The following is a 19,418-nucleotide window of genomic DNA, read 5'->3' as shown; positions in this document are numbered from 1 at the left end:
CGGATTCAAGCGACATCGCAAGCGCCCCCGGCCGCGCGATAACCGCAGCTATTTCTTCCGGCCAGGCGAACGCTTCTTCGCGTGCGCGCCCGTTTCCGCAAACAGATCGACCACCACGTCGCGCAGCCACCGGTTCCCTTCGTCCTGATTGACCCGCGTGTGCCACAGCATATGGATCGGCGCACCGGGCAGCGTGACGGGCAACGCGCGCCAGCCGAGCGAGAACGGCGCGGCGAGTTGCAGCGCGAGGTGCTCGGGCACCGTCGCGATCAGGTCGGTGCGCTGCAGGATGTAGCCCACGCTCATGAAATGCGGCACCGTCAGCCGTACCCGGCGCTTCACGCGGCGCCGCTTCAGCCATTCGTCCACCTGCCCGTGACCGGTGCCGGCCGACACCACCACCAGATGCTCGGCGTCGCACCACGCGTCGACCGTCAGCGGCGCGTCCTCGAGCGGGTGCCCGCGCCGGAACAGGCACACATAGCGCTGATCGAACAGCCGGCGCTGATAGAACCCGCCCTTGAGCTGCGGCAGCAGGCCGATCGCGAGATCGACGCGGCCGTCGGCCATTTCGTCGCTGAGGTTGACGCTCGTGTCGCGCACGGTATTGAGCGCGATGCCCGGTGCCGCGTGCGACAGGTGTTCGAGCAGCGCGGGCAGGAACACGACTTCGCCGATGTCGGTCATGCCGATGGTCAGCGTCCGCGTGGCGCGCAACGGATCGAAACCGGTCTCGGGATTCAGCGCGGCATGCAGCGTCGCGAGCGCATGCGACACGGGTTCCGCGAGACGCAGCGCGAACGGCGTCGGCACGACACCACCCGGCCCGCGCACGAACAGTGGATCGCCGAGCCGGCGGCGCAGCTTCGCGAGCGCGTTGCTGACGCCCGGCTGGCTCATGTTCATCTGTTCGGCGACGCTCGACACGCGCCGCTCCTGCATCAGCCGCTGGAAAAGCAGCAGCAGGTTGAGGTCGATCTCGCTCAGTTCCATCGGTTTCGCATGGCCCGGTTCATTGCATTTGGTGATGAAGCAGATTCATTTCATTTTATTGCGGGATGAAAGTCCACTCCTGAAAATACCGATACGGCGCATGCATTCGACATGACCGCTGCGCAAGTCGCAGACCCCACATAGGAATATCGGAGACATCTTCATCATGCAGACGAACCTGAAGATTGCGATCGTCGGCGCCGGCATCGGCGGCCTGACCCTCGCGCTCGCATTGCGCGAGCACGGCATCGACGCCCAACTCTACGAGCAGACCCATGAATTGCGCGAAGTCGGCGCGGCCGTCGCGCTGTCGGCCAATGCGACGCGCTTCTACGAACGCATGGGGCTGCGCGCAGCCTTCGATGCGGTATGCGCGGACATCCCGGGTCTCGTCTATCGCGACGGGCGCAGCGGTGCGGTGATCGGCCATCATCGCGGCACCCCCGATTACCGCCGGCAATTCGGCGGCGCGTACTGGGGCGTGCATCGCGCGGATCTGCAGGCCGTTCTGTCGAAGGCGGTCGGTCTCGAACGCATCCATCTCGGCCATCGGCTGGTCGATCTCGCGCAGCATCCCGAGCGCGTCACGCTGTCGTTCGACAACGGCGCACGCATCGAAGCCGATCTCGTGATCGGCGCGGACGGCGCGCGTTCGATCACGCGACGCTGGATGCTCGGCTACGACGACGCGCTGTATTCGGGCTGTTCGGGTTTTCGCGGCGTGGTGCCGGCCGCGCGCATGGATTTGCTGCCCGATCCCGAGACGATCCAGTTCTGGGTCGGGCCGCACGGGCATCTGCTGCACTATCCGATCGGCGACAACGGCGACCAGAATTTCCTGCTGGTCGAGCGGCATCCGTCACCGTGGCCGTCGCGCGACTGGGTCATGCCGGCCGAGGAGGGCGAGCAACTGCGCGCGTTCGGTGGCTGGCATCCGGCCGTGGTGCAGATGATCACCGCGGTGCCGGTCAGCCAGCGCTGGGGGCTGTTCCACCGTCCGCCGCTCGGCCGCTGGAGCCGCGGGCGTGTGACGCTGATCGGCGATGCCGCGCACGCGCTGGTGCCGCACCACGGGCAGGGGGCGAACCAGTCGATCGAGGATGCGGTGGTGCTGGCGGCGCAACTCGCGAAGGCAGGGCCGGGGAATTGGCGTGAAGCGCAGGAAGCGTACGAGCAGCTGCGTCGCGGCCGCACGCGCAAGGTGCAGTACGCGTCGATTTCAGCGGCCGACGTGCTGCACCTGCCCGACGGGCCGGCTGCGCAGGCGCGCAACGCGCGTCTGGCCGAACGCGACAGCGTGCTGCATCACCTGGACTGGATTCACGACTTCGACGCGCTCAACGAGGCGCCGAGCGAGCGGCAGGGCGGGACGTGGCTTTGATGGCGGCCTGCCTGCCTGCGTGACGCGGGCAGCGTATCGGCGCGCATGCCGCTCGACGGCTACCGGCCGGTGAGCGGCCCACCAGACGAAAACGGGCGGCGCAACGCCCGCCTGCCGTCACTTCACGCACTCGAGCGCGTACTTCAACCCCTGCCCGAGCAGCCCGCGCCACACGTCCCACGTATGCCCGCCGTCGACGATGCGCAGCTCGGCCGGGTTCTGCGCGCGGCGCAGGTGCGTGTACAGCACGCTCGATTCGGCCTGGATCGTCAGGTCGTCGTCGCCGGCCGCGATGAACATCGGCACGCGCCAGCTGCGCGCGAAATAACCGCGCAGCAGCGCCGGGTAGTTGAGTTCGTGCCACACGCGCGAGTCGAACTGCCGGTCGCCGAACACGCCGACGTAGCGCGCGGCCGAATTGAGCGGCGGCTCGTTCGCATAGATCGCGGGGCTCAGCAGCATCGCGCCGCAGAACAGCCCCGGTTCGAGCAGCGAGAAGCGCAGCGCGCCGAAGCCACCCATCGACACGCCGCCGATCGCACGGCCCGCTCGCTGGTTCGACACCGCGAAGTGCGCCTCGACCTCGGGCAGCAGGTCGTTGAGGAACGCGCTCTGCATCTTCTCCTTGCGGTCGACGTACCAGTCGGTGCCACCCTGCGGCATCACGATCACGACGGGCGGAATCTCGCGGCGCTCGATCAGCGTATCGGCGGTCGCCTGCAGCCGGCCCTGCGTGACCCAGTCGTTCGCATTGCCGGCATTGCCGTGCAGCAGGTACATCACCGGGTAGCGCGCGCCTTCCGGGTTGTAGCCGGGTGGCAGGTAGACGGTATACGACCAGTCGCGCTTCAGCGAGGCCGACCGGAACGTGCGCAGCACGACGCTGCTGCCCGGATTGACCGGCGGTTCCTGGATCGACGACGGCGTCGTCGCGGTCTGCACGGCCGGCGGCGGCACGGGCGGGACCGGCGCCGCGGCCGGCGTGGCGCGGGCCGCGGCGATGGAGCCGGCGATCAGGGCGATGGCGAACGGAAGGGTGAGTCGGCGCATGGCGAAGCGTTTCAGGAGAGGCGCCGGCTATCGTAGCAGCGGCGCGTGACGGTGCGGCGCATCATCGCCGCGAACGGAACGGCAGCCGCGCGACGAGCGGCCCGTAGAGTTTGGCCACGAGGTACAGCAGGCCCATCGCGACGACGTCGGCGGTGAGGCCGAGCGGCACGTTGAGATAGCCTTCGGTCGCCTGGTAGAGCAGCGAATCGACCGCGAGCGAGATGCCGGTGCCCGCGACGAAGCACAGCAGCCCCTGCCGGCCGATCGTGCCGATCCACGGCATCGCGTGCGCGACCTTCTTCATCCAGCCGAGGTGCACGAGCTTGGCGGCGAGCCACGCGATCGCGAGGAAGTTCACGAGCCGCAGCGCGCCGAGGTTCTGCTTGATCGACGGATCGGTCGGGAACGGCTCGATGCGCAGCCGGTAGTACGCGCCGGCCGCGACGATCGCGAGCGACACGGCCGTCAGCAGCCAGCCTTGCGGCTTGGGTGCGAGTGTCTGGTAGACGGGCTGGCAGCGCGCGATCACGCCGAGCACGAACAGGAACTGCCACGCGAACGGATTGAAGTCCCACGGCGCGCCTTCGACGGTCGGCAGGAAGCGCGCGACGTGCGGCGCCGCGTACCACAGCGACCCGCTGAACGCGAGCATCAGCCACGGCTGCGTGCGTGCGAGCGGCAAGGCGAGCGGGACGAGCAGCGCGAAGAACGCGTACATCGGCAGCACCGACGCGAGATACGGCTGGCGGCGGAACAACAGGATGTCGCGCAGCGCGGCGAGCGGCTTGTGGAGCAGGCCGTCGAGATCGTTGGTCGGCATGTTCGGGCCGTCGATCGCGAACGCGTTCAGCGCGGCCGTGATCAGCAGCATCAGGCCGGCCGTCACGAGGAATGCGCGATAGATCTCGAACGCGCGCCGGATGAAGCGCTGGCGCGCGGCGGCCTCGTCGTGCCGCTCGGCGAGCGAGTTGTACGCGATGGCGGTCGCGAAGCCGCCGAGGAACACGAACACCTCGGCCGCATCGCACAGCGCATACGCGTGCAGCGTCACGCGCGACAGGATGCTGCCGCCGATGTGGTCGACGACGATGACGAGCAGCACGAGGCCGCGGAAGAAATCGAGTTCGGCGTAGCGGCCGGCCCGGGCAGGCGCGGTCATCGGATCGCGTCCCGGCGCGGGCCGCGAGCGCGGCCGGCCCATGCCGCGCATGAATCGGGGTGAAGCATGACTTCGTGAAGAAATGGCGAACGGATGCGCATTGTGCCACCGATGCGACACCGGCCGGGTTTACGCGGATGGCGGGCCGGCCCGCCGCTGCCGATAAGCCCGGTCAGGCTGTCGGCGCAACGGGGCAGTTGGACGAGCGCAACGCTTTGCGCGCGGTGATCAACCCCCGATGGACGGACGGTTTCCGACGTGACACCATTTTGTCCTCACGCGGCCGCACACCGCGTCGTCCGCCCTGCGGGCCACACATAGAACAGACCAAACATTCGCCGGGCGCTCGGCCTGCCCGGCCCTCGGCTCCGGAGATCCGTCATGAAGAAGCACGTCATTTTTGCCGCCGCGCTCGCTGCCTTCGCCGCGCCGGCCTTTGCCCAGAACAGCGTGACGCTGTACGGCCTGATCGACGAAGGCTTCAATTACACGAACAACGTCAACGTCAATGGGGTCGGAAAGACGAATTACCAGCTCGCGAGCGGTTATGCGCAGGGCAGCCGCTGGGGCCTGAAGGGCAGCGAGGATCTCGGCGGCGGGCTGAAGGCGATCTTCACGCTGGAAAACGGTTTCGACGTGAACAACGGCCGGCTCGGCCAGGGTGGCCGCATGTTCGGCCGCCAGGCGTTCGTCGGGCTGAGCCAGTCGCGCTTCGGCACGCTGACGTTCGGCCGCCAGTACGACTCCGTCGTCGACTATCTCGCGCCGCTGACCGCGAACGGCAACTGGGGCGGCACGCTGTTCTCGCACCCGTTCGACAACGACAACACGGACAACTCGTTCCGCGTCAACAACACGGTCAAGTACGCGAGCCCCGACTGGAACGGCCTGACGTTCGGCGGCACGTACAGCTTCAGCAACAGCACGGGCTTCTCGAACAACCGCCAGTACAGCATCGGCGCGCAGTATTCGCTGGCCGGGCTGCAGGTCGCCGCTGCATACCTGCAGGCGAACAACCCGGGCGTCGGCAGCGCGGGCGCGATCTCGGCCGACGACGCGAACTTCGTCGCCGATCGCCTGCGCATCTTCGGCGGCGGCGTGAACTATACGTTCGGCCCGGCGACGGTCGGCTTCGTCTACACGAAGACGGACGTGAAGAACCCGGTGTCGACCGTCTACCTGCCGGCGTCGACGTTCGCCGGCCTCGGGCTGACCGCGACCAAGTTCCAGAACTTCGAGATCAACGGCAAGTACCAGCTCACGCCCGATTTCTATCTCGGCGCGCAGTACGTGTACACGGACGGCAAGTTCGATGCCGCGGCCGGCTCGTTCAAACCGAAGTACCACACGGTCGGCCTGATGGCCGACTACAGCCTGTCGAAGCGCACCGACGTCTACCTGCAGGGCGCGTGGCAGAAGGTGGCCGGCGACAAGACGGGCACGGCGGCCGACGGCGGCTACGTCGTCGGGACGGACGGCCCGTCGGCGTCGTCGAACCAGTTCGCGGTGCGCGCCGCGATCCGCCACAAGTTCTGATCGTTTCGACCGGCCGGTGGCCGGTGGCCGGGGCCGGGGCCGGGCGCCCCGGCACCGGTCCGCGTCAGTCCGCCCGGTGCATGCCGCCGAGCGTTTCCGCGAGCCAGTCCACGAAGATCCGCACGCGCGGCGCCAGGTGCCGGCCGGTCGGGAACACCACCGATACGGGCAGCGGCCCCGCATTCCATTCCGGCAGCACCTCGACCAGCGCGCCGTCGGCGAGCAGCGGCGCGAGCCCGTCGCGCGGCGCCTGGATCAGCCCGAGGCCCGCGACGCAGCACGCGAGATACGCCTGCGAGCTGTTGACCGACACGACGCTGTGCATCTTCACCGTGTGCACGTCGCCCGAATCCATGTCCGCATATTCCCAGTCCAGCTCGCGGCCCGTGCGGCTCGAGAAATAGCCGACCGCGACGTGGTCCGGCAACTCGTCCGGCGAGCGCGGCGTGCCGTGGCGCGCCAGGTACGCGGGCGACGCGCAGTTGATCTGGGCCATCTCGCCGACGCGCCGCGCGACGAGCGACGTATCGGACAGCACGCCGACCCGCACCGCGCAGTCGATGCCGTCGGCGACGAGATCGACGAAGCGGTCGGTCGTGCTGATCACGACGCGCAGGTCGGGGTAGCGCGCATGGAAATCCGGTAGCGCCGGGATCACCTGGTTCAGCGCGAAACGCTCGGGCAGGTCGACGCGGATCACGCCGCGCGGCGACGTGCCGGCGTCCTCGAACAGCGTTTCCACATCGTCGAGATCGGCGAGCAGTCGCACGCAGCGCTCGTAGTAGGTCGCGCCTTCGGCGGTCAGCGCGACGCGCCGCGTCGTGCGTTGCAGCAGGCGGATCTTCAGGTGCCTTTCCAGATACTGGACCGCGTTGCTGACGGTCGGACGGGGGAGTTGCAGTTGCTCGGCCGCCTTCGTGAAGCTGCCGAGATGGGCGACGCGCGCGAAGATGCGCATTGCTTGCAGATGATCCATGCGGGCGAGAACCTTGGCGGTGATGGAAGACAGTCTCCATTGTTAATCAGCGTCGAATGGTTTGGTGGAACGTTTCGCGTTTATCGCGCGCGGCAAAGCGACCAGAATCCGCTCCATCCACTCACCACTCGAAGGAAACGGACATGGACACGCGTCAACTGGGCCGCACCGGCCCGCAGGTTTCGGCCATCGCACTCGGCTGCATGGGAATGTCGGACTTCTACGGGCCGGCCGACCGCGACGAAAGCATCGCGACGCTGCATGCGGCGCTCGACCACGGCATCACGATGCTCGACACCGGCGATTTCTACGGGATGGGCGACAACGAGATGCTGATCCGCGACGCGCTGCGCGGCCGGGCACGCGACCAGGTGCTGATCAGCGTGAAATTCGGCGCGCTGCGCGATCCGGCCGGCGGGTTTGCCGGCTATGACGCGCGGCCCGACGCGATCCGGAACTTCGTCGCGTATTCGCTGAAGCGGCTCGGCACCGACTACATCGACATCTACCGGCCGTCGCGCGTCGATCCGGCCGTGCCGATCGAGGACACGGTCGGCGCGATCGCCGATCTCGTGAAGGCCGGGTACGTGCGCCATGTCGGGCTGTCCGAAGCCAGCGCCGACACGATCCGCCGCGCGGCGGCCGTCGCACCGATCGCCGACTTGCAGATCGAGTATTCGCTGCTGTCGCGCGGGATCGAAGCCGACATCCTGCCGACCTGCCGCGCGCTCGGCATCGGCGTCACGGCCTACGGCGTGCTGTCGCGCGGGCTGCTCGGCGGGCGCTGGAGCGCGGCACGGCAGGGCGAGCGCGATTTCCGCGCGGCGAGCCCGCGCTTCCAGGGCGAGAACCTCGAGCACAACCTCGCGCTCGTCGATGCGCTGCGCACGATCGCCGACGAGAAGGGCAGCAATCCGGCGCAGGTCGCGATCGCGTGGGCGCTGTCGCGCGGCGCCGACATCGTGCCGCTGGTCGGCGCGCGCAAGCGCACGCAACTGCAGGATGGTTTGCTGGCGACTAAGTTGCAACTAACGGTCAATGATCTCGCCCGCATCGAAGCGGCGGTGCCCGCCGGGGCGGCTGCCGGCGAGCGCTATCCGGCCGCTCAAATGGCGCACCTCGACAGCGAGCAGGGACGGGGGTGATTCACGGGGCCGGATCGACGGGCCTGACAGGCCCGTCCGGCGGGCCCTAGCCAGCCTCAGGCAAAGCCAGATGGCGGGCAGCATGGCGGGGCGGCACCATCGGCGCCGTACTCAACCGGATGGAACCGCCTCCATGCAAATTCATACGCTGACGATCATCGTGCTGGTTTTCCTGCTGGCCGGCGCGGTCAAGGGCATGATCGGGCTCGGGCTGCCGACGATCGCGATGGGGCTGCTGACGCTCGCGATGCCGCCGTCGGCCGCGGCGAGCCTGCTGCTCGTACCGTCGTTCATCACCAACGTGTGGCAGTTGTGGCTCGGCCCGTCGTTCGGCCCGCTGCTGCGCCGGCTGTGGCCGCTGCTCGCCGGTCTCACGATCGGGACGCTGACGGGCGGGTTGCCCGCGCTCGCGGCCGGCAGTTCCTGGACGCACGCGGCGCTCGGCGTGGTGCTGATCCTGTACGGGCTGTGGGGGCTCGCTGCCGCGCGGCTGCCCGCGCCGGGGCGCCATGAAAAATGGCTGTCGGCCGTGGTCGGCTACCTGACGGGTGTCGTGACGGCCGCGACCGGCGTGTTCGTCGTGCCGGCCGTGCCGTACCTGCAGGCGCTGCGGCTGTCGAAGGACGACCTGATCCAGGCGCTCGGGCTGTCGTTCACCGCGTCGACGATCGTGCTCGGTTTGCAACTGCGCGTGACGGGCGCGCTGCAGACGGTCGATCTCGGCGTGTCGGCGCTCGCGCTCGTGCCGGCGCTGGCCGGGATGGTGGGCGGCCAGTATGCGCGGCGCGTGATGAGCGAGCAGGCGTTCAAGCGCTGCTTCTTCGTCGGGCTGATGGCGCTCGGCGCGTATATGGCGGTTTCGGGGTGGCTGTGAACGGGTATTCCGGGCGAGTGTGACGCCTGCCGGGTTGTGAAGCGCCCGAAGCCGGTTTCGGCAACCGGCTTCGGGCGCGTTCACGCGGCGTGGATCACACGGCTCAGGCCGGATCGGCGTACTTCAGCGTCCACCCGACCGTACGCGTCGCGCCCGCGCCGAGTGCGAACGGCTTCGTCGTGCACGCGAAGTTCGAATGCAGCTGGCCGATCGGCGTCGTCGACAGCGGGTTCGTCGTACCGTTCGCCGTGTCGAAGGCGGACAGTGCGCAGGTGTCGAACCCGGACGCCGCATAGCCGGTCGCGGGGCTGTTCGCATAGGTGACCGACACGCCGTCGCCGTTGGCCTGCGTCGACGCGAAATCCGCGAACGAAGTGAAGTCCGTCTCGACCGCGAGGTTGCCCGTGAGCGTGCCCGAACTCAGCGTATCGCTGCGTGTGACCGCGCCGTGCGCGAAGGTCAGCACCGTGTGTACCTGCAGGTCGAGATCCGTCGTGTAGGCCGCATTCTTCGAGGCGAGGCGGAACTTCGTCGTATCGAACGACACGACCACCTGGCCGTTGCTTTGCTGCACGCTCAGGTTCTTGTAGTACGTGACGGGAATGTAGCTCTTCGCGTTGTACGTGACCTGCGGCACCAGCAGCGCGTAGCCGAGGTCGGTCGTGCCGTAGATCAGCTTGTCGGAGAACGGCACCGGGTAGTACGGCGTGAACGAGTTGTAGTCGGGCGCCTGGCTCAGGTTCAGGTTGATCACGCGCCGGCCGTCGCGCACGGTGAGCAGCGCCGCGCTGTACGGGTGCGCGGCATCGGTCGGCTGGTTGTACCAGGTGAGCGTGTAGCGCGGCAGCGCGTCGAGCCATGCGCCGTAGTCCGCATCGGCCATCGGCGCCTTGCCGCCGAAGCCGAGCTTGTTCCACCACGCATTCACGTACAGGTACTGGTGCAGCAGGCTGAAGTTCTCGCCCATCACGCGCGGCTTGCCGCGATACGCGTCGGTGCCGCGGCCCTTGACCCACATGTTCACCGACGGCGTCGGCAGCGACGGGTCGTACCAGTACGTGTCGAAACGATGCGCGGCCTGGTAGATGAACGCATACGCAACCTGCTTCTCCTGGTCGGTCAGCACCCCCGCGTTGGCGGCGGCCGTCAGCACTTCCATGAACGCGGAATCGCCGTACGGGCCGATCGAGCGGCCGTAGTTGAAGCCCTGGCCGTTGGCGTTCAGCTGCGGCAGGATCAGGTCCACCGACTTGCGCAGATAGCCTTTCAGTTCGGGCGTGAGGTTCGCCACGTTGTCCATCTCGAACGTGCGCTCGACCACCTCGCCGATCAGCAGCGTGCTGTAGCGGTCGAAGCGCGCCTGGTCGTAGTAGGTCGTGTGCGTGTTCGACGCTTCGTCGGAGAAGCCGCCCGACGAATCGTTGCGGATGTGGTTCGTCAGCGTGTACAGCAGCGCGTCGCGCGCGCCCATCGTCGCCACGGACGGATCGGTCTTCGAGGCGAACGACGGGCTGCTCCAGCCGAGCTTCTGGCGCAGCCCGGCAATTCCGTAGGACACCGCATAGTAATTCTGCGCAGTGTTGAGCGATGCGATATCGATCGGCGTGCCGGCGGCCGGGCACGTACTGGTCTTGCCGCTCGCATCGGGGCCGAACATGTCGCAGAAGGTCAGGCGCTGCTGCAGCGTCGCGAGCATCGCGTCGCTGAAGACTTCGTTGAGCATCCCGTGCGCCTTCAGGTTGTTCAGCGCGACGAGATAGTAGTACTCGCCCCACGACGTGTTCGCATACGTGTAGTTGCTGCCCGACTGCGCCATCATCGCGGTCGTGATCGTCTGGTACGTCGCGAGGTAGCTTGCGTATTGCGGGTCGTTCTTCGACTTCATGTCGATCAGGATGTACGACAGGCCGAGCGCGAGCTTGCCGGGCAGGAATTTGTCGCCGGTATTCGTATCGAGCACGTGGACGGGCGTGCCGTCGCCGAGATCCATCACGACCTGCGTGAAGTCGGGCGATTTCCGGATCAGGTCGAACAGCGCGCGCATCTGGCCCATCATCGTGACCGGAATGCCGGTGCCGGCCGCCACGCTGGTGTCGGGCGCACCGTAGACGAGCGCCTGCAGCGAATTCGACGCGAGCGTGGGCGTCGCCGGTGCGGACGACGAAGGCGATGCCGCCGGCGTGTCGGTCACGTCGTTGCCGCCGCATGCGCTGACGAACAGGACGGAAAGGGCGCTGAACGCGGCGCCGAGCGCGAATCTGCTGCGCGGATGCATTGTGTCTCCAGTTTCGAATAGTGATGAAGGACGGGCGGGTGTGGCCGTTGCCGCGCTCGATGCCCGTACCTGACCTCCGCCTTGCAACCCTGATCCCTGAAGGCGGACGGCCTGAATCACAACTCGAGCGGGCAAGCGTTCCCCCCTGCACGGGCCGTGACCGGCGTCGCGCTGAAGCATTGGAAAACGTTTTCCAAATTTAGGCATCGAGCGACGCGATGTCAACGAACTTTCACGCCGGATGCGCCGGTGAAAACCCGGATAGTGGGAATGGTGAAACGGGTATGCGGATCAAGATTGCACGGAAATCGCGCGGAATTCTCTCAATGAATGAGATGGCATCGCGCGGGATGCGGGTGCAGCTGCGGCAGGCAGCAAGACTGATTGGCGGCGCGCTTTCGAAGGATGACGAGAGAAAACGTTATCCATAAGGATCAGGCCGTATCAGGCCGGATATCGGTGCACCGGTCCGGGCCGGCAAGCGGTCGCTGCGACGGGGCTAAAGCTGTGCCTCGATCGCCGCCTTGTCGATCACCGACCAGACCTGACGGATCTTGCCTTCGTGAAACGCGTAGAACACGTTCTCGGCGAACCCGACCTTCCGGCCATCGACGGCGAGCCCCATGAATGTTCCCTTCGGCGAACCGGCGAAGCGCAGCCGGCATGCGACGCGCGGCGCCTCGCACACGAGCAGCCGGATCTCGACGCGGAGATCGGGAATGTCGCGGTAGTCCTGTTCCAGCATCGCGCGATAACCGGCGAGGCCGAGCGGCCGGTCGTTGTGGATCACGTCGTCGGAGACATACTCGCCGAGCGCCGCCCAGTCCTGCCGGTTCAGGCAATCGATATACGCGCGATAGCGGGTGGCGAGATCGGTTTCGGTCATGGTCAGGTCTCCGTGTATCGACGATGCGGCGCGCGTTACGGCGACGTTGTCTCGCCGGACAAGAACGCGACGAATTCCCGCGTGTACTTCGGCAGCGTATCGAACGACCGCGCACAGAGCGTCAGTTTCCGGTGGCTCCACGCATCGGACAGCTCGACGAGCCGCACGTCCATCGTCTGCATCGCGCGCTCGGCCGCATGCCGCGACACGATGCCGATGCCCACGCCGCTCGCGATCACGCGGCAAATCGCGTCGAAGCTCTTCAACTGCACGCGGTATCGGATCCGCTTGCCGAGCGCGCGGGCCTGGTCGGCGAGATGCACCTGCAATGCGCTGCCGTCGGTGAGGCCGATGAAGTCTTCGCCGGCGATGTCGTCGAACGCGACGGTGTCGTGCGCCGCGAGCGGATGCGTGGCCGGGACGACGACGATCAGCCAGTCCTCGCGGAACGGCTTCTGTTCGAGCCCGCCGAGCCCGACCGAATCGGCGACGATGCCGATCTCGGCCGTCTTGTTGCGGAGCGCATGCACGATCTCCTGGCTCGAGCGCTCCTCGACGCTGATCGACAGCTTCGGATGGTGCGGCAGGTAGTCGGCCAGTGCGTCGGGCAGGTATTCGCTCAGCGACGCCGTGTTGCACAGCAGCCGGATATGGCCGCGCAGCCCCTGGCCGTATTGCTGCAGTTCACCGCGCATGTGGTCGATCTGCTGCAGCACGGTGCGCGCGTGGTGTTCGAGCGCGCGGCCCGCGTCGGTTGCCTGCGCGCCGGACTTGGTCCGGTGCAGCAGCGGCACGCCGAGCTCGTCTTCCATGCCGCGAATGCGTTCGCTCGCGGCCTGCAGCGTGATGTGCGTGCGCTCGGCGCCGCTCGTGATCGTGCCGGCTTCGCAGATGTTCAGGAAGAGCCGCAGGTCGGTCAGGTCGAAGCGCATGATGGGCAGGGGGCGATGGCGGTGGAATGGCCGATAAGTTAGCAGGAACCGCCGCCCGGGTCTCAGGCGCAGCCTGAGACCCGATTCGCCGGTTCCGCATTTCAGGGGCGCGATCGATGGCCGATCATGGACGCACATCAACCGGGGAGCCCGTCATGCAGATCGATTCGTCGTGGGGCGTGTCGTTCAAGATCGCGCTGCATCTGCTGTTCCTGTGCATCGGCGTCGCGTGGGCCTGTTCCGAATTCGTCGGATGGTTGCGTTGAGTGCGGCCTCGCGCCTATTGAAACAAATCTGTCATAGTTTTCAGCGACGAAAATTCTTCCGCCTTCCTGCAAAAAGACCATCAAGTTTTTCTGAATCGGACCGTATTACCGGTATCGAATGCCGGCCGGCATCCGGTTCGTGATCGTTTGTCATCATTGTTTGCATCCGGTTACACGTCGGCCGATCCGTTTTTGAGATGCTTGAAAGATTGTCAAACCGGAGTCGGATCGTCCATGAAAACGCGCGAGATTTACCGCAATGCGGCGCGGCTGTCGGGCCTGGCCGCCGTGCTCGTCATGGCCGGTTGTGCAAGCACGCAGTCCGTTCCGCCGAGCGATACGCTGGCGGGACAGCCGTCCGATTCGAGCCAGCCTGCTGCGCCGTCGGCAAACACCATGCCGCCGGCGCCGATTCTCGTCGCGCAGAAGTACGTCGTGAAGCGCGGCGATTCGCTGACGGGCATCGCGTCAGCGAACAACTGCAGCGTGGCCGACCTGCGCACCTGGAACAAGCTGGCCCCGAACGGCAGGCTGCGGATGGGGCAGGTGCTGCGCATCGTCAAGCAGCAGCCGCTGCCGCCGGCCGGCGCGGCAGGCACGCAAACTGCCGCGGGCAATGGGGCCGCAGGTAGCCAGGCCGCTTCACAGACCACCGCATCGAGCACGAACGATCGCCAGGTCGTCAAGGAAACGAAGCGTCATGCGGGCGGCGTCGCGCTCAAGTGGCCGGCCAACGGCAAGATCGTCGACGGCTTCCGGCCGGGGCAGAACCGCGGCATCCAGATCGCCGGCCGGCCGGGCGACCCGGTCCGCGCCGCGGCCGACGGCCGCGTGATGTACGCGGGCACCGGCCTGAACGATTACGGCAGCCTGATCATCGTCCAGCACAACGCGGATTTCCTGACTGCCTATGCGCACAACCGCAAGCTGCTCGTGAAGACGGGCGACATCGTGCGCCAGGGCGACGAGATCGCCGAGATGGGCGACCTCGACAACTCGCGCGTCGCGCTGCTGTTCGAGGTGCGGCGCGACGGCAAGCCGGTGAATCCGATGCCGTACCTGCCGTCGTCGCAAGGGTGACGCAGGGCCGTTTTGCTGGAACGTGGCGGCGGTCGCTGCTACGCTAGGGTCTGTTCATGCGCGTCCCGCGCTTCATGCGGGGCCGACGGGCGTCTTTCGGGGATGCGCGGCGAAGGCCGTCGCGGGCCGGCCGTCGGCGTGAACGGGGGCGCTTCGCCGATGCGCGCCCGCGTTGCTTCGTGCCACCGTTTCCGACCGAACACATCTTATCCATGGAACACTCTCCGACACGCCGCTCGCTGTTGCTTGCCGCCGTTGCCGCGCCGTTCGTCGCCGCCTGCACGTCCGCACCGGTCGCCGACCAGGGGCGCGCCCATGCCGCCCAGGCCGAACTGGCCGCGCTCGAAAAGGCGTCGAACGGGCGGCTCGGCGTCGCCGCGCTCGATACGTCGAACGGCGTGCGCATCGCTCATCACGCGCGCGAACGCTTCCCGCTGTGCGGCACGTATGCGGTCATGGCGGCCGCCGCGATGCTCGCGCGCGGTTCGCTCGACGCGTCGCTGCTGCCGCGCCGCATCCTCTACCGCCGTTATGAAATCGTGGCGGGCTCACCGGTCACGGAAAGCCACGTCGACACGGGCCTGACGATCGCGCAGCTGTGCGAGGCGATGCTGCAAGCGGGCGACAAGGGCGCGGGCAACCTGCTGATGGGCGTGCTCGGCGGCCCGCAGGCCGTCACGGCGTTCGCGCGCGAGAGCGGCGATACGACGTTCCGCCTCGATCGCTGGGAACCCGAACTGAACCAGGCCGCGCCCGGCGACGAACGCGACACGTCGACGCCGGTCGCGATGGTCGACACGCTGCAGCGGCTGCTGCTCGGCAAGACACTGCAAGAGCCGCAGCGCACGCAGCTGACGGAATGGATGGCCGGCGGCGCGCGCGGCGCGACCGGCATCGCGGCGGGGGTGCCGCCGGGCTGGCGCGTCGCTGACAAGGCCGGCACGGGCGGCTACGGCACGACGACCGATATCGCGGTGCTGTGGCCGCCGTCGCGTGCGCCGATCGTGATGGCCGTGTCGTTCACGCAGCAGCAGGCCGATGCGGCGGTTCGCGCGGACGTCGTCGCATCGGCAGCGCGCATCGCGGCGGGTGCACTGGCCGCGACGGCCTGAGCGCCCGGCGTCTCGCGCAAAGCCGGCGTTTGGCTTATCGTGTCGGTCAGCGCGCGCCGGCGTCGGCGCGCGGTCCTTCCGCGCCGTTTCCCTGTATCCCGTTCGCCATGCGCCGACTTCCGCCCCTGCACGCGCTGCAGATCTTCTCGACGGTGGCTCGCCACCGCAGCTTCACGCGTGCGGCCGAGCAGCTGTGCATCACGCAGGGCGCGGTGAGCCGGCAGATCCAGACGCTCGAGGCGCATTACGGATTTCCGCTGTTCAAGCGGCATGCGAAGGGGCTCACGCTGACGGCGGAGGGCGAGCAACTGCTGCCGGTCGTGAACGAGAGCTTCGCGCGGATCGAGGACATCTCGATGCGGCTGACGCGACAGCGTACCGATCTCGCGCTGAAGGTGCCGACCTGCGTGATGCGCTGGATGCTGCCGCGCATCATGCGCTTCCAGGGCGAGCATCCCGATCTGCATGTGCAGATCACGACCACGTGGCAGCACGTCGTCGATTTCTCGACCGAGCCGTTCGATGCGGCGATCGTCTACGGGACGTCGCCGGGCCCGGGCGTCGTCGCGCTGCCGCTGTTCGACGAGCGGCTGACAGCCGTCTGCGCGCCCGAGCTACGTCAGGCGGCGCCGCTCGACGCGCTCGGCGATCTCGCGCGTCATACGCTGCTGCATCCGACGCGCGACCATCGCGACTGGCGTGCATGGCTCGATCACGCGGGCGAGCGCAGCGTCGATCCCGCGCGCGGGCCGACGTTCGACACGCTCGATCTCGCGACGAATGCGGCGATGCAGGGCTTCGGCATTGCGATCGGCGACGTGACGCTCGTCGACGACGACGTCAGCGCACGCCGGCTCGAACGGCCGTTCGACATCGTGCTCGAGACGGGCGCACGCTACTTCTTCGTCTACCCCGAAAACCTCGCCAGCCAGCAGAAGATCCGCGCGTTCAGCGACTGGATCGCGCGCCATCGCGACTGACGCGCGGCCTCGGCGACGGGCGTGCGGCAGCGGGCTCTACTGGTAGGTCACGACGGCGATCATCGGGGCATGATCGCTGCCCGGACGGTCAGGTAAAACGATTGCGCGCGAGGCCTGAGTAAAGGTCGTGGTCTTGATCGTGCGCAGGCTGGCCGCGTCGACGAACGCGACTTGTCCGCTCGCAGGACGCGGGCAGTCGGGGCGCACGTGCGGACGGGCGATATCGGCCGTGTCGAGTGCGAACGAGCAGGGCGGCTCGACGATCATGCCGGAGAAATGAATGATGCCGGACGTGCCGCCGGCAAAGGACGAGGACGAGGCCAGAAGCGTGGCAGCCAGGGCGAACGAGGCGGCGAACAGGCGATGCTTCATGACAGGCTCCAGAGAGGAAGCGCGTCGCAGCGGGGCCGCTCGGGTGGCAGTCCGTCTAACGCTGCGATGCTATATGCGTAAACGGCAAAACCATCGGACCTCTTGAATCAAAAAATGGAAATAAAGGTAATAAGCAAATGACTGCGGATTGCTTCAACCAATGTAGGCCGGATCTGCGCAACCGCAAGTCGGGAAAATGCGGGGCGGGATAGGATCGCAGGACGAACGGTTGCCGAGTCCGTTGCGCAGGCAACGGCTCTGGCGCCGCCCGGAAAGCAAAACGGCCGCTCGTGACGAGCGGCCGTTTTGCATTGGAACGATGCGTGCGGTGTTCAGCCCGCGCGCTTGCGAATCGCACCAACGACAACGAGCAGCACGATCGCGCCGATGATCGATGCGATCCAGCCTGCGCCCTGGCCCGGCGCATACCAGCCGGCGGCCCGGCCGACGTAGCCGGCGACCAGCGAGCCGACGATGCCGAGCACGGTGGTCATCAGGATGCCCATCTTGTCGTCGCCGGGCTTGAGCGCGCGGGCGAGGAGGCCGACGATGAGCCCGACGACCAGGGTTTCGATGAATTGCAGCATGAACGCCTCCCTATTGCTGTGCTGTTGACGAAAGGAAGTTGACCCGTGCGGCGCACAAGGGTTCCATGCGGCGGCAAGCCGGCGCGTGGCGTGCCGAGTATCGCACGCCGGCGCGTCGCGCAGATGTCACGCCGCCGGCGCGCCGGCCACCGGGTCGAGGCGGCGGTAGCCTTCGGTCGCATTCAGCAGCGTGCGCGTGTAGTCGCGTGCGACTTGCCCCGCGCGCACGTCCTCGATCCGGAGCTGCTCGACGATCTCGCCGTGCTGCATCACCGCGACGCGCTGGCACAGGAAACCGATCACTGCGAGGTTGTGGCTGACGAGGATCATCGTCAGGCTGCGTTCGCGATGCAGGCGGCGCAGCAGGTTCAGGATCTCGGCCTGCACCGACACGTCGAGCGCGGACGTCGGCTCGTCGAGCAGCAGCACCCGCGGTTCGACGATCAGTGCGCGGGCGATCGCGACGCGCTGCCGCTGGCCGCCCGACAACTGGTGCGGATAGCGGAAGCGGAACGCGGGCCCGAGGCCGACCTCGGCCAGCGCGCGGGCGATGCGTGCATCGGCGTCGCCGATCGCATGGATCGACAGCGGCTCGCGCAGCGTCTGGTCGACCGTGAAGCGCGGATGCAGCGACGCGTACGGATCCTGGAACACCATCTGCACGTGGCGTCGGAACGCGCGATCGGGCGTGCCGCCGACCGGCCTTCCATCGATCGACAGGCTGCCGGATGCGAGCGGCACGAGGCCCGTCAGCGCGCGCAGCAGCGTCGACTTGCCGGAGCCCGATTCGCCGACGAGCCCGAACACTTCGCCGTCGCGCACGGCAAAGCTCGCGTCGCGCACGGCGTCGACGTGACCCGTGCGGGTCGGGAAACGGATCGATGCGTGATCGACGTCGATCATCGTGCGGCCTCCTGTCGGTTGGCGGGCGTGACGGCAGGCTGCAGGGGCTCGAGCCACGCGGGGTCGCGCCGCAGCACCGGCAGTTCGTCCGGCGGGTTCGCGAGCGGCGGGTTCGCCGCGAGCAGCCCGCGCGTATAAGGATGCGACGCGTCGCGCAGGTCGCGCGCGGCGCAGGTCTCGACCACGCGGCCCGCATACATCACCGCGACGCGGTCGCAGAACGACATCACGAGCGGCAGGTCGTGGCTGATGAACATCAGGCCGGTGTTGTGCCGCGCGATCATCGCGTCGAGCACCGCGAGCACCTGCATCGACACCGCGACGTCGAGCGCGGACGTCGGCTCGTCGGCGATCAGCAGGCGCGGGCCGGTCGACACCATCATCGCGATCATCACGCGCTGGCCCATGCCGCCCGACAGCTCGTGCGGATACGCGTCTGCGACGCGCGCCGGGTCGCGGATCTGCACGGCCGACAGCGCATCGACGATCCGTTCGCGCAGCGCGCGGCCGCGCAGCCCGGGCTCGTGCAGCCGGAACGCCTCACCCATCTGCTTCGCGACCGTCATCACCGGGTTCAGCGAATATTTCGGGTCCTGCAGGATCATGCCCATCTGGCTGCCGCACAGCCGCCGGCGGTCGCGCGGCGACATCGCGAGCAGGTCGTGGCCCGCGAAGCGCATCGTGCGCGCCGACCAGCGCGCGGCGTCAGGCAGCAGGCCGAGCAGCGCACGGCCCGTCAGCGATTTGCCGGAGCCCGATTCGCCGACGATGCCGAGCCGCTCGCCCGGCGCGAGCGTCAGCGACAGGTCGCGCACGGCGTCGGTGACGACGCCGTCATGGCCGCGAAAGCCGATCTTCAGCCCGTCGATCTCGCAGAGCGGCGTGGGCGCGGTGGTGGAATGCATCGGCAT

19 protein-coding genes are annotated in these 19,418 nt (G+C 67.7%); 8 read left to right on the top strand and 11 right to left on the bottom strand.

From position 1 onward, the window contains the following. Positions 1-48: 48 nt before the first annotated feature. Complete coding sequence (locus OHZ10_RS28525; RefSeq protein WP_342705087.1) at positions 49-993, bottom strand: LysR family transcriptional regulator; 945 nt, start codon at positions 991-993, stop codon at positions 49-51. A gap of 166 nt (positions 994-1,159) precedes the next feature. Between OHZ10_RS28525 and OHZ10_RS28520 the strand changes: the two genes are divergently transcribed. Next, positions 1,160-2,374 carry an FAD-dependent monooxygenase gene (locus tag OHZ10_RS28520; RefSeq protein WP_059240207.1) on the top strand — a complete coding sequence of 405 codons (1,215 nt, stop codon included), beginning with the start codon at positions 1,160-1,162 and terminating at the stop codon, positions 2,372-2,374. A 117-nt stretch (positions 2,375-2,491) separates the two neighbouring features. On the opposite strand, the gene OHZ10_RS28515 is transcribed toward OHZ10_RS28520, so the two are convergent. After that, a complete protein-coding gene (locus OHZ10_RS28515) occupies positions 2,492-3,424 on the bottom strand; it encodes an alpha/beta hydrolase (RefSeq protein WP_059240209.1) in 933 nt (310 codons plus the stop codon). A gap of 61 nt (positions 3,425-3,485) precedes the next feature. Then, positions 3,486-4,583 (bottom strand): OpgC domain-containing protein, encoded by a 1,098-nt coding sequence (locus OHZ10_RS28510; RefSeq protein ID WP_059240968.1) that lies wholly within the window; start codon positions 4,581-4,583, stop codon positions 3,486-3,488. Positions 4,584-4,964: 381 nt separating this feature from the next. Here OHZ10_RS28510 and OHZ10_RS28505 point away from each other — a divergent pair, with 381 nt between their 5' ends. Next, positions 4,965-6,119 (top strand): porin, encoded by a 1,155-nt coding sequence (locus OHZ10_RS28505; protein WP_059240211.1) that lies wholly within the window; start codon positions 4,965-4,967, stop codon positions 6,117-6,119. A gap of 64 nt (positions 6,120-6,183) precedes the next feature. Here OHZ10_RS28505 and OHZ10_RS28500 read toward each other — a convergent pair whose 3' ends face one another. After that, positions 6,184-7,095 carry a LysR family transcriptional regulator gene (locus tag OHZ10_RS28500; protein ID WP_342705086.1) on the bottom strand — a complete coding sequence of 304 codons (912 nt, stop codon included), beginning with the start codon at positions 7,093-7,095 and terminating at the stop codon, positions 6,184-6,186. 143 nt (positions 7,096-7,238) lie between these two features. On the opposite strand from OHZ10_RS28500, the gene OHZ10_RS28495 reads away from it, so the two are divergent. Together OHZ10_RS28495 and OHZ10_RS28490 are read left to right on the top strand one after the other, a co-directional pair. After that, positions 7,239-8,240 carry an aldo/keto reductase gene (locus OHZ10_RS28495; RefSeq protein WP_174991255.1) on the top strand — a complete coding sequence of 334 codons (1,002 nt, stop codon included), beginning with the start codon at positions 7,239-7,241 and terminating at the stop codon, positions 8,238-8,240. 133 nt (positions 8,241-8,373) lie between these two features. Beyond that, complete coding sequence (locus tag OHZ10_RS28490) at positions 8,374-9,114, top strand: sulfite exporter TauE/SafE family protein (RefSeq protein WP_059240217.1); 741 nt, start codon at positions 8,374-8,376, stop codon at positions 9,112-9,114. A gap of 103 nt (positions 9,115-9,217) precedes the next feature. Here the strand turns inward: OHZ10_RS28490 and OHZ10_RS28485 are convergent, their stop codons facing one another. Next, a complete protein-coding gene (locus OHZ10_RS28485) occupies positions 9,218-11,389 on the bottom strand; it encodes a hypothetical protein (RefSeq protein ID WP_342705085.1) in 2,172 nt (723 codons plus the stop codon). A gap of 218 nt (positions 11,390-11,607) precedes the next feature. On the opposite strand from OHZ10_RS28485, the gene OHZ10_RS28480 reads away from it, so the two are divergent. Continuing rightward, complete coding sequence (locus OHZ10_RS28480; protein ID WP_174991252.1) at positions 11,608-11,820, top strand: hypothetical protein; 213 nt, start codon at positions 11,608-11,610, stop codon at positions 11,818-11,820. Positions 11,821-11,888: 68 nt separating this feature from the next. On the opposite strand, the gene OHZ10_RS28475 is transcribed toward OHZ10_RS28480, so the two are convergent. Together OHZ10_RS28475 and OHZ10_RS28470 are read right to left on the bottom strand one after the other, a co-directional pair. Further along, the gene (locus OHZ10_RS28475) at positions 11,889-12,275 is read right to left on the bottom strand and encodes an ester cyclase (RefSeq protein ID WP_059240222.1); all 387 of its coding nucleotides are present in this window, start codon (positions 12,273-12,275) and stop codon (positions 11,889-11,891) included. Positions 12,276-12,310: 35 nt separating this feature from the next. Beyond that, positions 12,311-13,207 (bottom strand): LysR substrate-binding domain-containing protein, encoded by an 897-nt coding sequence (locus OHZ10_RS28470; protein ID WP_342705084.1) that lies wholly within the window; start codon positions 13,205-13,207, stop codon positions 12,311-12,313. A 500-nt stretch (positions 13,208-13,707) separates the two neighbouring features. Between OHZ10_RS28470 and OHZ10_RS28465 the strand changes: the two genes are divergently transcribed. The 3 genes from OHZ10_RS28465 to OHZ10_RS28455 all read left to right on the top strand — a co-directional run bounded on the left by OHZ10_RS28465 (position 13,708) and on the right by OHZ10_RS28455 (position 16,645). Then, entirely contained in the window at positions 13,708-14,553 is an 846-nt protein-coding gene (locus OHZ10_RS28465; RefSeq protein WP_256086251.1) for a peptidoglycan DD-metalloendopeptidase family protein, read from the top strand. A 212-nt stretch (positions 14,554-14,765) separates the two neighbouring features. Beyond that, positions 14,766-15,665 carry a class A beta-lactamase gene (gene bla, locus OHZ10_RS28460; protein ID WP_256086252.1) on the top strand — a complete coding sequence of 300 codons (900 nt, stop codon included), beginning with the start codon at positions 14,766-14,768 and terminating at the stop codon, positions 15,663-15,665. A 107-nt stretch (positions 15,666-15,772) separates the two neighbouring features. Continuing rightward, the gene (locus tag OHZ10_RS28455; protein ID WP_340624844.1) at positions 15,773-16,645 is read left to right on the top strand and encodes a LysR substrate-binding domain-containing protein; all 873 of its coding nucleotides are present in this window, start codon (positions 15,773-15,775) and stop codon (positions 16,643-16,645) included. Between the two features lie 36 nt (positions 16,646-16,681). On the opposite strand, the gene OHZ10_RS28450 is transcribed toward OHZ10_RS28455, so the two are convergent. From OHZ10_RS28450 to OHZ10_RS28435, 4 genes are all read right to left on the bottom strand, one after another. Further along, positions 16,682-17,017, bottom strand: coding sequence for a type 1 fimbrial protein (locus tag OHZ10_RS28450; RefSeq protein ID WP_059240235.1), 336 nt, complete (start codon positions 17,015-17,017; stop codon positions 16,682-16,684). Between the two features lie 332 nt (positions 17,018-17,349). Next, complete coding sequence (locus OHZ10_RS28445) at positions 17,350-17,604, bottom strand: GlsB/YeaQ/YmgE family stress response membrane protein (RefSeq protein ID WP_059240237.1); 255 nt, start codon at positions 17,602-17,604, stop codon at positions 17,350-17,352. A gap of 126 nt (positions 17,605-17,730) precedes the next feature. Continuing rightward, positions 17,731-18,507, bottom strand: coding sequence for an ABC transporter ATP-binding protein (locus OHZ10_RS28440; protein ID WP_059240239.1), 777 nt, complete (start codon positions 18,505-18,507; stop codon positions 17,731-17,733). Then, a complete protein-coding gene (locus OHZ10_RS28435; RefSeq protein WP_342705083.1) occupies positions 18,504-19,418 on the bottom strand; it encodes an ABC transporter ATP-binding protein in 915 nt (304 codons plus the stop codon). The genes OHZ10_RS28440 and OHZ10_RS28435 overlap by 4 nt, the downstream gene beginning before the upstream one ends.

This window comes from Burkholderia arboris (assembly GCF_038723655.1).
GTDB lineage: Bacteria > Pseudomonadota > Gammaproteobacteria > Burkholderiales > Burkholderiaceae > Burkholderia > Burkholderia arboris.
The sequence above is the reverse complement of the archived record's forward strand: the minus strand, read 5'-3'. Positions and strand labels throughout refer to the sequence as shown.

What these genes read in the sequence shown, in the direction of transcription:
- OHZ10_RS28445 (WP_059240237.1), bottom strand. Translation starts at nt 17,604, where the DNA reads ATGCTGCAATTCATCGAAACCCTGGTCGTCGGGCTCATCGTCGGCCTC.
- OHZ10_RS28470 (WP_342705084.1), bottom strand. Translation starts at nt 13,207, where the DNA reads ATGCGCTTCGACCTGACCGACCTGCGGCTCTTCCTGAACATCTGCGAA.
- OHZ10_RS28450 (WP_059240235.1), bottom strand. Translation starts at nt 17,017, where the DNA reads ATGAAGCATCGCCTGTTCGCCGCCTCGTTCGCCCTGGCTGCCACGCTT.
- OHZ10_RS28510 (WP_059240968.1), bottom strand. Translation starts at nt 4,583, where the DNA reads ATGACCGCGCCTGCCCGGGCCGGCCGCTACGCCGAACTCGATTTCTTC.
- OHZ10_RS28520 (WP_059240207.1), top strand. Translation starts at nt 1,160, where the DNA reads ATGCAGACGAACCTGAAGATTGCGATCGTCGGCGCCGGCATCGGCGGC.
- OHZ10_RS28465 (WP_256086251.1), top strand. Translation starts at nt 13,708, where the DNA reads ATGAAAACGCGCGAGATTTACCGCAATGCGGCGCGGCTGTCGGGCCTG.
- OHZ10_RS28525 (WP_342705087.1), bottom strand. Translation starts at nt 993, where the DNA reads ATGGAACTGAGCGAGATCGACCTCAACCTGCTGCTGCTTTTCCAGCGG.
- OHZ10_RS28475 (WP_059240222.1), bottom strand. Translation starts at nt 12,275, where the DNA reads ATGACCGAAACCGATCTCGCCACCCGCTATCGCGCGTATATCGATTGC.
- OHZ10_RS28495 (WP_174991255.1), top strand. Translation starts at nt 7,239, where the DNA reads ATGGACACGCGTCAACTGGGCCGCACCGGCCCGCAGGTTTCGGCCATC.
- OHZ10_RS28500 (WP_342705086.1), bottom strand. Translation starts at nt 7,095, where the DNA reads ATGGATCATCTGCAAGCAATGCGCATCTTCGCGCGCGTCGCCCATCTC.
- bla (WP_256086252.1), top strand. Translation starts at nt 14,766, where the DNA reads ATGGAACACTCTCCGACACGCCGCTCGCTGTTGCTTGCCGCCGTTGCC.
- OHZ10_RS28505 (WP_059240211.1), top strand. Translation starts at nt 4,965, where the DNA reads ATGAAGAAGCACGTCATTTTTGCCGCCGCGCTCGCTGCCTTCGCCGCG.
- OHZ10_RS28515 (WP_059240209.1), bottom strand. Translation starts at nt 3,424, where the DNA reads ATGCGCCGACTCACCCTTCCGTTCGCCATCGCCCTGATCGCCGGCTCC.
- OHZ10_RS28440 (WP_059240239.1), bottom strand. Translation starts at nt 18,507, where the DNA reads ATGATCGACGTCGATCACGCATCGATCCGTTTCCCGACCCGCACGGGT.
- OHZ10_RS28490 (WP_059240217.1), top strand. Translation starts at nt 8,374, where the DNA reads ATGCAAATTCATACGCTGACGATCATCGTGCTGGTTTTCCTGCTGGCC.
- OHZ10_RS28480 (WP_174991252.1), top strand. Translation starts at nt 11,608, where the DNA reads ATGTCAACGAACTTTCACGCCGGATGCGCCGGTGAAAACCCGGATAGT.
- OHZ10_RS28435 (WP_342705083.1), bottom strand. Translation starts at nt 19,418, where the DNA reads ATGCCGATGCATTCCACCACCGCGCCCACGCCGCTCTGCGAGATCGAC.
- OHZ10_RS28485 (WP_342705085.1), bottom strand. Translation starts at nt 11,389, where the DNA reads ATGCATCCGCGCAGCAGATTCGCGCTCGGCGCCGCGTTCAGCGCCCTT.
- OHZ10_RS28455 (WP_340624844.1), top strand. Translation starts at nt 15,773, where the DNA reads ATGCGCCGACTTCCGCCCCTGCACGCGCTGCAGATCTTCTCGACGGTG.